Below are 12,401 nucleotides of genomic sequence, written 5' to 3'. Positions count from 1 at the left end.
GCGGCCGGCCAGCAGGTCCGGAGGGATCGTCCGGAGACCTCCCGGTCCGTCCGACCACGGCTCACCCGGGGTGCCGCCGGGACACAATGGTGGCGTGCGGTATCTGATCCTGGGCGCCACCGAGGCGCGAGACGAGAACGGTGGCGTGCTGCCCCTCGGCGGCAGCCGGCTGCGTGCCCTTCTCGCCGCCCTTGCCCTGCGCCCGGGACGCCCAGTGCCCGTCGCCGATCTCGTTGACGACGTCTGGGCGGACGATCCCCCGGCCGACGCGCTCGCCGCACTCCAGGCCCTCGTCGGCCGACTGCGCAGAGTGCTCGGCCGGGAGGTGCTGGCCAGTACCCCGGGCGGCTACCGGCTGACGGCCGGCCCGGACGACGTCGACCTGTACGTGTTCGAGCGGCTGGCCCGGCAGGGCGGCGCCGAGCTGGAGGCGGGCGCCCCCGAGGAGGCCGCCCGCACTCTGCGTACTGCCCTGGCGCTCTGGCGCGGCCCGGCCCTGGCCGACCTGCCCGACGGAGACCGGGGCCACGCCCTCCGCCCCGAGGCCCACCGCCTGGCCGCCCTGGAACGCCGCATCGAGGCGGACCTGCGTCGGGTGACGGCGGGCGACGCCTGCGACTCCCACGGCGCCGGAGGTGCAGGTCTCACGGATGCCGCCCCCGGCGCGGTCTCACCGGAAGCCGACGCCTCGGTCCCGCCCGCCCCGCCCGCCGCGTCTCTCGCAGCTGAGCTGACGGAGCTGGCCGCCGCCCATCCGTACGACGAGCGCTTCCGGGCACAGCTCATACGGGCCCTGCGTGCCGACGGCCGGCAGGCCGATGCGCTGGCCGCGTACGAGGACGCGCGCCGTGCCCTCGCCGACGGCCTCGGCACCGATCCCGGGCCCGAACTCGCGGCCCTCCACCGCGAACTCCTGACCCCCACGCCCGACCGCGCCGAAACCGGGTTGTTTCACGTGAAACCCGGTCGGAGCAATCTCCGCCCCCGGCTGACCTCCTTCGTGGGGCGCGAGCCCGAACTGCGCGCCATCCACGATGATCTGACCCGGTCGCGGCTGGTCACCCTCACCGGCCCCGGTGGCTCCGGCAAGACCCGCCTAGCCGAGGAGTCAGCGGCCCGCCATGAGCCCGCCCCCGGCACTCCGGCACCGGACGTCTGGATCGCGGAACTCGCCCCCGTGGAAGACCCCGAGGCCGTCCCGGATGCCGTGCTCTCCGCGCTCGGGCTGCGCGAGACCACGTTGCTGCGGGACACCACGCTCGACGGGGTACCCCCGCGCACCGACCCGGTCGACCTACTCGTCGACCGCCTGGGACACGGCTCCCGCCCGGCACCGGTCCTCCTCATCCTCGACAACTGCGAGCACGTCATCGGGGCCGCCGCCGCGCTGGCCGAGACGCTGCTGACCCGGTGCCCGCACCTGCGCGTCCTTGCCACCAGCCGGGAACCGCTCGCCGTCCCCGGTGAGTCCGTACGCCCCGTCGGTCCGCTCCCGGCCGATCCCGCCCACCGGCTGTTCACCGAACGTGCCCGGGCCGTACGCCCCGGATTCGACCCCGACCACGAGCCCGCACACGACGCGGAAGCCGTCGCGGAGATCTGCCGCCGGCTGGACGGGCTGCCGCTCGCCATCGAACTGGCCGCCGCCCGGCTGCGCCTGCTCGGACCGCGTCAGATCGCGGACCGGCTCGACGACCGGTTCCGGCTGCTCACGGGCGGAAGCCGGACCGTACTGCCCCGCCAGCAGACCCTGAGGGCGGTCGTCGACTGGTCGTGGGACCTCCTCGACGAGGACGAGCGCACCGCCCTGCGCCAGGTCTCCGTCTTTGCGGGCGGCTGGGACCTGACCGCCGCCGAAGCCGTCATCAGGACACCGTCCGACACCGCCGACCTGCTCGGCGCGCTCGTCGACAAGTCCCTGGTCGTGGCCGCCCCGGCGGCGGACGGCGCGATGCGCTACCGCCTCCTGGAGACGATCCACGAATACGCCACCGAGCGGTCCGCCGAGGCCCCCGAGGTCCGCGCGACTGCCGAGAGGGCGCACACCGCGTACTTCCTCGCCCTCGTCGAGGAGGCCGAGCCGCGCCTGCGCTCCGGCGACCAGCTGCCCTGGATCCAGAGCCTGGAGACCGAGCTCGACAACATTCGGGCAGCCCTCCATCGCACCATGGACCCTGCCGCCCACTCCGAGGCGGAGGCCGCCCGTCTGGTGCTCGGGATGGGCTGGTTCTGGTGGCTGCGCAACTACCGCCCCGAGGGCCTGTCCTGGACCCGGAAGGCCCGCTCGATCGGTCCCGAGCCCACCGACGAGTCGGACCCGCGGTACTGGCCCCGGATGAACCTCCACCTGCTGTGGTTCTTCTACGCGGCGGAGAGCGGGCAGGCCGCGACGGCGTACGACGATCCCGCGCTTCACGCGCTCGTGATCCGGGTGGCCGACGTGTTCGCCGCCTCACCTGCCCAGAGCGTCCGCTTCCCGGGGCTGCTCTGGCCGATGACCTCGTATCTCACCGGTACGTCGGAGGACACCCGGGCCAAGATCGACAAGGCGGTCGACAACGCCCGTGCGCACGGCGGCCCGTGGGAGTACGGCGTCATCCTGATGTTCCGCGCGCACATGCTGGTCGACATGCCGGGGGGTATGCCCGGCATCGACGACGACCTCGACGAACTGCGCGCCCTGGGCCGCCGCGTCGGGGACCGCTGGATGCGGGCGCAGGTCGCGAGCGCGGTGGCCGAGGCGGGCATGATGCGCGGCCGTTATGACGAGGCCCGCGCCGCGTACGAGGAGGCGCTGCTGCTCTCCCGCGAGGTCGGCGCCCATGCCGAGGCCCCGTTCCATCTGGCCCGGCTGGCCGAACTCTCCTACCGCACCGGCGACATGGTGGACGCCCAACAGCGGCTGGACAGTTCGGAGGCCGAGGCGGAGCGCCACCAGGCGCACGACGCCACCGCGTACGTCCACTACCTGCGCGCCATCATGGCGTTCCACCGGGGCGACATCGCGGACGCCCGGCGCCGGGTCGACGCGGCGATGGAGGAGGCCGGGCGCGGCGGTCCGCCGTCGCACTTCACCGTGGCGATGGGCGGCCTGTCGGCCCGGGTCGCCGTGCACGAGCCGGGGCCGGAGGGCGGCCCGGTCGCCGGGGTGCGCGGGCTGACCGCGTCCCTCGTCGCGGCGAGGGAGGCGCAGTGCGCCGAGATCGTCACCGGGCAACTGGCGGACGGTGCTGTGACGGTCCTGTCGAGGCTGGGCCACGAGGCGGCCGCCGTCCGTATCCTCGCCGCCGCCGACGACTGGCGGCGGACGTCGAGCCGGAGGACCGAGGGGGAGCAGGCCGAGATCGACGCGGCAGAGCGCGTGTGCCGGGAGACGCTGGGCGACGCGCGTTACGAGGAGGAGATCGCCGCCGGCCGTGCGCTGACCCTCGACGACGTCATCGGTCTGCTGGAGGGCATCGTCGCGGACCTGCCGTGAAGGGGCAGCGGACCGGGTGCGGCCCGTCAGCGGCAGCTGATGCGTGACTCGGCCCAGTCGGCGAGGGCGACCCCGCCGAACGGCTGCTCCGGCTCCACGACCAGCCGGATCCGCTGCTGCCCCGTGACGTTGATCCCGACCGGTACGGCGGGGTCGTCGCCGCGCACCACCGGGGACTGCCACAGCCGTGTCCCGTCCCCGCCGAACACCGAGAACCGCACCGCTCCGAGCCCCAGGGTGAGGTCGTCGACCCCGGCCATGGCCTCGTACCGGGTGCACTGGCGGTTCAGCTGGATGACCACCGAGGAGCGGCCGTTGACCGTCACCCCGTGCGCGTACCGGGAGCCGCCGATCGACATCCCGGAGCGCTGCCAGACCCAGCCGCTCTCACCGAGCACCACCTCGGGCTCGGTGTGGTCGCCGAGAAGCGTGTAGTCCATCTCGCTGACCTGGTAGACCTCCGGCGCCGGCGCGGGAGGCGTCGGAGTCGGCGTGGGCGTGGGCTTCGGGGGCGGTGTGGGTGTCGGCGTGGGTGTCGGGGTTGGTGTAGGCGTTGGCGTCGGGGTGGGTGTCGGGGGGGCGGGTGTCGGAGTCGGCGTGGGCGTCGGTGGCGTGGCAGCCGGCGGAGCGGGCTGCGGCGGGATCGGCTCGGGCTTCGGAGGTGTCGGCTCCGGCGGCGTCGGCGAGGGCACCGCGGGCGCCACGGCCGGGGGCGTGACGGCCGGCTTTGCCTCGGGCCGGGGACTGTCGTCGCCCACCAGGGCCCAGACGAGCCCGGCCGCCGCCGCGACGGCGACCGCCGCGGCGATTCCTGCCTTGGCCGGGGCACCGAGCCCCTCGGATGCGGCCGCGCCACCGGCGGAGCCCGCGGATGAGCCCCCTCCGGTCGCCGCCGCCGCGGCCCCCGCACCGGCGGCTCCGACGGCGCCTCCCGCCACGATCCCGGCAGCCTTGAGCGTGTATCCGGCGGCGAACCAGCCGATGACCGCGATCGGCAGCAGCGCGGGGATGCCGGCGTTGACCTGGGCGAGCTCGCCCGCCGCCACCCGGCACTTCGCGCACTCGTCCAGATGCCCCCGCAGCCCGCGCTCCGCCCGCATCCGCAACCCGCCCCGGGCATACGCGCCGAGCCGGTCGGCGTACCGCGCGCAGTCGCCGCCCGCGGTGAGCGCCTGGCTCACATGGGCCTGGAGGTAGGCCTGCTTGAGCCCTTCACGAGCCCGGCTGGCCAGCACCGATGTGGCGTTCGCGGTCAGCCCGAAGAGCGGGGCGATGTCGCTGGGCGACTCCTCCTCGACGGTGGTGTGCCACAGGACCGCCTGCCAGCGCTCCGGGAGGCTGCGGAAGGCCTGCATCGCCATCGACTGCTCGGCCTCGTGCATCGCCAGCACGTCCGCGCCGAGGTCGAGGGTGTCCGCGTCCGACACCTCCGACGACCGGGCGGCCTGCGCGGCGAACGCGGCGAAGTCGTCGACCAGTTGCTCGCGCTTCGCGGTCTTCGTCCAGGCGGCGGCCACATGCCGGACGGCCGTCATCAGGTAGGCGCGCACCGCCTCCTCTGGCCCCTTGCCGCCCCGTACCGCCTGCAGGGTCCGGGCGAACACCTCGGCCGTCAGGTCGTCAGCGGTGTGCGCGTCCCGGCAGCAGGTGCGGGCGTACCGGCGGACGGACTGCGAGTGGCGCCGGAACAGCTCGTCGTACGCGAGGTCGTCGCCCTCGCGCATCCGCTGGATCAGCTGCGCGTCCGAAGGACCGGCCGCGGCGGCGTCCACGGGACCCGAGCCCCGCCCCGACCGTTGCATCGGCACGGCGGGAACCGCCTCGGCCGCCGTCCCGACGCCTCCGGGATCGCCGCCCGCGGCGCCGTCGTCGACCGGCGCGGGCGGCCAGGGCCCCGGCAGGACCGTTCCGCCTGCGTCGGCCTCGTCGACACCCTGGTGGCCGGGAACGGCCTGGCTCGGCACGTGGTGCCCGGACGGGCCGGCCTGCCCCGTACCGTCGTCCGCGGTGGACACACCGTCGTGCGACTCTTCCCTCTGCCCGTCACTGCTCATCGCGGACGCCCCCGTATGCGCCATCGGACCCGAATACCGGGCAAGCGTGCCACAGAGCACCGATGCGGGGGGCCTCCAGTCCTACCAACCACTCATCCGGGGCGTCCTCCGTGAACGTGAGCACTAGGGCCTGTCCGACCATTCCCGTCTGCCGGGCGACGCCATGCACGCACTCTCGCCGCACCGGCCCCAGACCCCAGTACGTCCAGTACAGGAATCTGGGGCCGGGACGCCGAGAGCACGCACCTGACGCCGTCCGGCCGCCCTCCGGGCGACGACGGACACGGTCGGACAGGCCCTAATGGGTACTCATTCGGGGAAGGTGCGACGGTCTGGGTTGACGTGACCGCGGGTGATGGGAAGGGCATGGCCCTGCCCCATCACCCGACGCCGGATCACTCGGGCCGCGAGCGCAGCCCTTCCAACAGGATGTCCAGCAGCCGAGAGGAGGCCGCCGCCTGCTGCGCGGCGTCCGGCAGCGAAGGGGCCGCCGTCGCGATGACCAGCAGGACGTCCGACACCGTCACATCGCGGCGCAGCTCGCCCGAGGTCCGTGCCCGCTCGACCAGCCGCCCCACGACCTCCAGCAGTTCGGCCGCACCGGCGCCCAGGTCCTCGTCGGCCTCCGGCGCGGTCCGCTGCCCGGGCGCCCGGTGCGCGGCCGTGCCCGCCTCCTGCCGCTGCTGCGGCACTCGCGGCTCGTCCCCCGCGGATTCACCGGCCTCACCGACCACGGTCGAGTCCTCGGCCTCCACCCCGACCCGCAGTATCTGCGGGGCAGGAGCCGTCCCGCACCCGAGGCGACCGAGGTCCGCAGGAAGCGCGAGAGCGCCGACCACGGTTCGTCCTCCTGCCCCAGCGCGGACCGCGCCTGGTCGGTCAGCCTGGAGGTCTCCTCCTCGGCTATCCGGCGCACCAGCACGTCCTTGCTGGGAAAACGCCGGTAGACCGTGCCGACACCGACCCTGGCCCGACGGGCCACGTCCTCCATCGGCGCGCCGTATCCCAGCTCCCCGAACACCTCGCGCGCAGCGCGCAGTACGTGCTCCAGATTGCGCTGCGCGTCCACCCGCAGCGGGGCCGCCCGCAACTGCGCGGACGCGGTGCCGGTCGGGGCGCCGAGTCCGTTGCCGAGCGCGCTCACCGAAGCGGAAGGCGTCGTGGTCGTGGCGCCCCCCACTCCGTTGAGAGTGCCAACTGCCCCGATATGTACGCCTTCTTCAGGCGTCACGGCAGTGGTCGACCAATGCGAATCCTGAATATCCATAACTGTTCCCCCGGATATGACGTCTCCCCCCGGAGACTCCCGCCGTGTCGGTCGAGGTGGACCGATCGTCACCGTCCGACACCCGACGACATACGAACATAGTTGAGCCGGGGTCAATTCAGAAGGGGGCAGTTCCGCCCGGAGCGCCCCCGGATCGGAGCAAGGACCGGTTGGTCACCAGTTGGTCCGCAGCCATACCCCGGACCGCGGTGCCTGACCTGCGGGGCTTGCGCGCCAACGGTCCCTCCGGCGCCGGTGGCCGGTTCGCGACCTCCGGTCACACAATTTGCCGGGGCTGTGGACAAACTCCGGTGCACGTTGCGTCATGGGGTGGTGATGGCTTCAGCTTCCGGGGGCACGCCCCCCGGCCCCCCGCCGGCGACACGCGTTCTCGTCGTCGGCGGAGGCTACGTCGGGATGTACACAGCGCTGCGTCTCCAGCGGAAGCTGAAGCAGCGGCTGAGATGCGGCGAGGCCGAGATCGTCGTGGTCGCGCCCGAGCCCTACATGACGTATCAACCATTCCTCCCGGAAGCCGCCGCCGGCTCGATCTCACCGCGCCACGTCGTCGTACCGCTGCGCCGTGTCCTGCCGCACTGCACCATCGTCATCGGCGAGGTCAGCGGCATCGACCACGCCAATCGAACCGCCACTGTCACCACCCTGGCCAGCGGTGAGGACGGCACCGGCGCCCTGGAGATCGCGTACGACGAGGTCGTCCTGGCCCCCGGCTCCGTCTCGCGCACCCTCCCCGTCCCCGGCCTCGCCGACCACGGCGTGGGTTTCAAGACGATCGAGGAGGCCATCGGGCTGCGCAACCACGTCATCGAACAGATGGACATCGCCTCCGCCACCCGCGATCCCGCCGTCCGTGACGCCGCCCTGACCTTCGTCTTCGTAGGCGGCGGCTACGCGGGCGTCGAGGCGCTCGCCGAGCTGGAGGACATGGCGCGCTACACCTCGCGGTACTACCACAACATCAAGGCCGAGGACCTGAAGTGGATCCTCGTCGAGGCCACCGGCCGGATCCTGCCCGAGGTCGGCGAATCCCTGGGCCGCTACGCCGTGCGGGAACTGCGCGGCCGCAACATCGACGTACGCCTCGACACCCGGCTCGAGTCCTGCGAGGACCGGGTCGCCGTCCTCAGCGACGGCTCCCGCTTCCCGACCCGCACCCTCGTGTGGACGGCAGGCGTCAAACCCGCCCCGCTCCTCGCCGCCACCGGCCTCCCCCTCGACGAACGCGGCCGGCTGGCCTGCACCGCCGAGCTGACCGTCGAGGGCGTCGAGCACGCATGGTCCGCGGGCGACGCCGCCGCCGTACCCGACCTCACCGCCGCCGAAACCGGCCGCACCACCGCGCCCAACGCCCAGCACGCCGTCCGTCAGGCGAAGGTCCTCGCGGACAACGTCGTCGCCGCACTCGACGGCACACCGCTCACCGAGTACCGCCACAGCTACGCGGGATCCGTCGCCTCGCTCGGACTCCACAAGGGCGTCGCGCACATCTACGGGCGCAGGCTGAAGGGCTATCCGGCCTGGCTGATACACCGCATGTACCACCTCAGCCGGGTCCCCACCTTCAACCGGAAGGCACGCGTCCTGGCCGAATGGACGCTCGCCGCCTTCTTCAAACGCGAGATCGTCTCCCTGGGCTCCCTGGAGCACCCCAGGGCCGAGTTCGAACTCGCCGCGGGGCGCCGGCCGCGGCCCGGCGGGGACGACCGTCAGTAGGGTCCGACACTCTGGACGTGTGACCATGGGTGGGCCCAGATCTGCACAGAGTGACCCGGCCGGCAGCAACCGACAGTGACCAGCGAAGACACCCCCCGGGGGCGACGGAGCCCTCGACGCCCTGGCAGAGGAAGCAGCCCGCCCGAGCGGACCAGACCGACACACGAGGCCAGAAATTCCGTGAACTTCACGCGTTGGAGCGCCCGCCTCCCCGGTACGCAGCGTCGCGCCGCCCGGGACGACCACAGCTCCGTCCCGGCGGCCCGCGCCGAGTACAGCAGGGCGGAAGCGGGCGAGGGTCCGCCGCAAAACGGGCCCGCCGGGAGCCCCCTGCCCTCGGCGCCCGATCTGGAGGACCTCACCGCCCTCGACATCCTGGGCAGGCTGCCGGCCCTCGTCGCCCTGGTGCACGGTCCCGACCACCGCATCGCCTACGTCAACGAGGCGTACGCCGCCGCCTTCGGGAGCCGCCCCTGCGGAGCCCCCGCCGCCGACGCGATGCCCGAGCTGACCGAGATCGGCCTGCTGCCCCTCATGGACCAGGTCCTGCGCAGCGGCACGCCGCGCACGGTCAAGTCCCGCAAGGCCGCCGACGGCCGCTCGTACACCGTGACCTGCACCCCCGTGCGATCCGACAAGGAGAAGGGGCGCGACGGCGGGGTCCTCGTGTACGCGGCCGACGTCACCGACCACGCCGAGGCCGCCGAGCGGCTGCGCACCAGCGAGGGCCGCCACCGCGAGACCGCCGTCACGCTCCAGCGCTCCCTGCTCCCGCAGGAGCTGGAGCAGCCCGACGACCTGCGGATCGCCGCCACCTACCAGCCGGGCGGCACCGACGCCGCAGTCGGCGGCGACTGGTACGACGTGATCACCCTCGGCGCGGGCCGCACCGCGCTCGTCATCGGGGACGTGATGGGCCGCGGGGTGCGCGCCGCCGCCGTGATGGGCCAGCTGCGCACCGCCGTACGGGCCTACGCCCGCCTCGACCTCCCGCCGCACGAGGTCCTCCAGCTGCTCGACGGGCTCGCCGCCGAGATCGACGCCAGCCAGATCGCCACCTGCGCGTACGCCGTGCACGACCCCAACGAGGGCCTGCTCGTCTACTCCTCCGCCGGACACCTGCCGATCCTGGTGCGCGACGAGGACGGCACGGTCCGCCGTGCGGAGGATCCGATCGGCCCGCCGCTGGGCACCGGCGGCTGGCTCCACAGCTCGGGCACGATCCCGCTGCCGCCCGGTTCGACGGCCGTCCTCTACACGGACGGGCTGGTTGAGCGCCGCAGCGAGGACATCGACGAGGGCGTGGGCGCGCTGGAGCGCGCGCTGTCCGGTGCGAAGGGCGCGCCGCAGGTGGTGTGCGACCGGCTGATCCGGTCCCTCAACGTCACCGCGGAGCACGATGACGACGTGGCGGTCCTGGTGGTGCAGCACCCCGCTCGCACGGGGGCCGCCGCCGAACTGTTCCACAACGCCTCGCTCGACCTGCTCGGCGGCATCGAGGCGGCTCCCCGCGCCCGAGCCTTCGCGACGGGCGTGCTGGCCTCGTGGCGTTTCCCGGTGGAGCTGTGCGACCTCGGGGTGCTGGCAGCGGGGGAGCTGGTGGCCAACTCCCTGCAGCACGGCACCCCGCCCATGCGGCTGGGCCTGCGCCGCACCGACCGCCGCCTGATCATCGAGGTGACGGACGGGGACGACCACCTGCCCCGCCGCCGCCGCGCCGATCCGGCGGACGAGGCGGGTCGGGGCATCACCATCGTCGAGTCGATCGCCACGTCGTGGGGCAGCCGCCGCACGCCGGGCGGCGGCAAGGCGGTGTGGTGCGAGTTCGTCCTGCCGCGGTAGCGCCCGCGGTCAGCGCGCGGCGGCCACGGGCTCCGGCACGCTCTCCGGCACCGAAACGGCCACCACACGCGACGGCACGTGCGCGAGCGAGGGCTGGTCCTGTACCGGGGTGAGCCGCCGGCCCAGCCGCAGCGCGAGCGCGGTGATGCCCAGCGAGAACAGCACGAACGTCACGATGTACGGACCGTGAAGCGAGGCCCCCATCGGACCGCCGACCGCGGGGCCGACCGCAAGCGCGAGCTGCTTGCACAGCGCGAACGCCGAGTTGTACTGGCCCACCATCGACTCCGGCGCCAGGTCCGCGACGAGCGGTGCGACGGTCGGCGACAGCATGGACTCGCCGAGCCCGAACATCGCGTACGTCGAGATCATCGCGGCCGTCGCCATGGTCTGGCTGCCGTGCCCGAGGCCCGCGTAGCCCGCCACGATCCAGGCGAAGGCCCAGATCAGGCCGACCGCGGCGATCACCCGGGTGCGCCGCCGACGCTCCACGAGGCGCAGCACCACGAACTGGGCGACGACGATGACGGCGGTGTTGGCGGCCAGCGCGACACCGAGCGTGGAGGGCTCGATCCCGGCGGCCTCGGTGCCGTAGGCCGCGAGCCCGGACTCGAACTGCCCGTAGCAGGCGAAGAACAGCACGAAGCCCAGCACGCACAGCTGCACCATCGCCCGGTGCGAGAGCAGCGCCCGCAGCCCGCCGCCCGCCGCCGGTGCCCCGGCAGCGGCCTCCGGCGAGGTCACGGGGATACGCGGCATGCGCACGGTCGCCGCGATGACGCCGAGCACCAGGAACATCACGGCTTCGATCAGGAACAGCAGCGTGAACGAAGCGGGGCTGGTGGTGTCGACGATCTGCCCGCCGACGAGACCGCCGATGCCGAGGCCCAGGTTCTGCAGGAAGAACTGCATGGCGAAGGCACGGGTGCGGGTGGCGGGACCGGTGCACCGGACGAGCATGGTGGCGAGCGCCGGCTGCATGACGGCGGTACCCGCGCCGAGCACGGCCGCCGACAGGACGGCGGCGGTGACCTGCGAGGACACGCCGAGCGCGACGGCGCCCAGGGAAGCGACGGCCGAGGCGACGATCAGCACGGGCAGCGGCCCGCGACGGTCGATCGCCCGGCCGGTGAACGGCAGGACGGCGAGCGCCGCCATGGCGAAGACCGCCAGCACGATCCCGGCCGTACCGGCGCCCAGATCCCGTACCTGCGCCACGTAGACGTACAGATACGGGACGGTGAACCCGAGCCCGAACGCACTCAGCGCGCTCCCCAGCTGGATCCGCCGCAGTGCTGCGCCCATTTCCCTGGTCACACTCACCTACCTCAAGCTCTCGAAACCTCTGAGTCGTACGAAGTGAACGACTCGAACCCGAAGACTTTATCACTAAAGTTAGATGTTGAACACTACGACTTGAAGGACTTCGACGGCTGTGGGTGGCGTGCCATACTGCGCGCCATGTCTGACACCACCGAGCCCGGACTCGATGAGCCGAGCCTCGACGAGCAGATCGCCGCCTACCAGCGCGAGTACCGCGACCTGGACCCCCAGGTCGAGCAGGTCGTCTCCGCCCTCGGCCGGCTGAACCGCCGCATGAACGTGGCGTACGGAAGACAGCTCGCCGCGCTCGGCATCAGCAACGCCGAGTGGGAGGTGCTCAAGACCCTCGTCCTGGGCGGCGAGCCGTACCGCCTGGGCCCGGGCGAGCTCGCCAAGCGGCTCGGTCTCACCCCGGCCGCGATGACTCACCGCATCGACCGGATGGCGGGCGAGGGCCTGGTGACCCGCGACCGCGACGAGAACAACCGCGTCCGCGTCATCGTCGAGCTGACGGACGAGGGCCGGACGAAGTGGCTGGAGGCGATGCGGATGGCCACCGACTTCGAGGCGGACCTGCTCCAGGACCTCGGGAGCGGCGAGCGCGGGGTGCTCGGCGAGATGCTGACCCGGCTGCTGCGCCGGGTGGAACACGCCCAGCCGGACGCCGGCGGCCGCCTCACCGACCTGGATTGAGGCCCGCGAC

Annotated in this window: 6 protein-coding genes and 1 pseudogene; 4 read left to right on the top strand and 3 right to left on the bottom strand. The window is 73.2% G+C overall.

Annotated features, from left to right (window positions below):
• Positions 1–94 precede the first annotated feature (94 nt).
• Positions 95–3,478: an AfsR/SARP family transcriptional regulator gene (locus BLW14_RS14725; protein ID WP_093707753.1), complete on the top strand. Its 3,384-nt coding sequence runs from the start codon at positions 95–97 to the stop codon at positions 3,476–3,478.
• A gap of 26 nt (positions 3,479–3,504) precedes the next feature.
• On the opposite strand, the gene BLW14_RS14720 is transcribed toward BLW14_RS14725, so the two are convergent.
• Both BLW14_RS14720 and BLW14_RS14715 read right to left on the bottom strand, forming a co-directional pair.
• Entirely contained in the window at positions 3,505–5,532 is a 2,028-nt protein-coding gene (locus BLW14_RS14720) for a sigma-70 family RNA polymerase sigma factor (RefSeq protein ID WP_177153979.1), read from the bottom strand.
• Positions 5,533–5,927: 395 nt separating this feature from the next.
• Positions 5,928–6,676 (bottom strand): annotated as a pseudogene (locus BLW14_RS14715) (TetR/AcrR family transcriptional regulator).
• Positions 6,677–7,135: 459 nt separating this feature from the next.
• On the opposite strand from BLW14_RS14715, the gene BLW14_RS14710 reads away from it, so the two are divergent.
• Both BLW14_RS14710 and BLW14_RS14705 read left to right on the top strand, forming a co-directional pair.
• On the top strand, positions 7,136–8,533 hold the full coding sequence (locus BLW14_RS14710) for an NAD(P)/FAD-dependent oxidoreductase (protein ID WP_093707751.1): 1,398 nt from the start codon (positions 7,136–7,138) through the stop codon (positions 8,531–8,533).
• A 180-nt stretch (positions 8,534–8,713) separates the two neighbouring features.
• Positions 8,714–10,375 carry an ATP-binding SpoIIE family protein phosphatase gene (locus tag BLW14_RS14705; RefSeq protein ID WP_093707750.1) on the top strand — a complete coding sequence of 554 codons (1,662 nt, stop codon included), beginning with the start codon at positions 8,714–8,716 and terminating at the stop codon, positions 10,373–10,375.
• A gap of 9 nt (positions 10,376–10,384) precedes the next feature.
• Here the strand turns inward: BLW14_RS14705 and BLW14_RS14700 are convergent, their stop codons facing one another.
• A complete protein-coding gene (locus BLW14_RS14700) occupies positions 10,385–11,680 on the bottom strand; it encodes an MFS transporter (protein ID WP_093707749.1) in 1,296 nt (431 codons plus the stop codon).
• Between the two features lie 156 nt (positions 11,681–11,836).
• Here BLW14_RS14700 and BLW14_RS14695 point away from each other — a divergent pair, with 156 nt between their 5' ends.
• Positions 11,837–12,391 (top strand): MarR family winged helix-turn-helix transcriptional regulator, encoded by a 555-nt coding sequence (locus BLW14_RS14695; RefSeq protein WP_093710730.1) that lies wholly within the window; start codon positions 11,837–11,839, stop codon positions 12,389–12,391.
• Positions 12,392–12,401: the final 10 nt, after the last annotated feature.

The sequence above is a fragment of the Streptomyces sp. 2131.1 genome, assembly GCF_900105515.1.
Classification (GTDB): Bacteria; Actinomycetota; Actinomycetes; order Streptomycetales; family Streptomycetaceae; genus Streptomyces; species Streptomyces drozdowiczii.
The sequence above is the reverse complement of the archived record's forward strand: the minus strand, read 5'-3'. Positions and strand labels throughout refer to the sequence as shown.

Bases quoted from the DNA above. Each gene is read 5' to 3' on its own strand.
- BLW14_RS14710 (WP_093707751.1), top strand. From the start codon at position 7,136: ATGGCTTCAGCTTCCGGGGGCACGCCCCCCGGCCCCCCGCCGGCGACA.
- BLW14_RS14700 (WP_093707749.1), bottom strand. From the start codon at position 11,680: ATGGGCGCAGCACTGCGGCGGATCCAGCTGGGGAGCGCGCTGAGTGCG.
- BLW14_RS14720 (WP_177153979.1), bottom strand. From the start codon at position 5,532: ATGAGCAGTGACGGGCAGAGGGAAGAGTCGCACGACGGTGTGTCCACC.
- BLW14_RS14695 (WP_093710730.1), top strand. From the start codon at position 11,837: ATGTCTGACACCACCGAGCCCGGACTCGATGAGCCGAGCCTCGACGAG.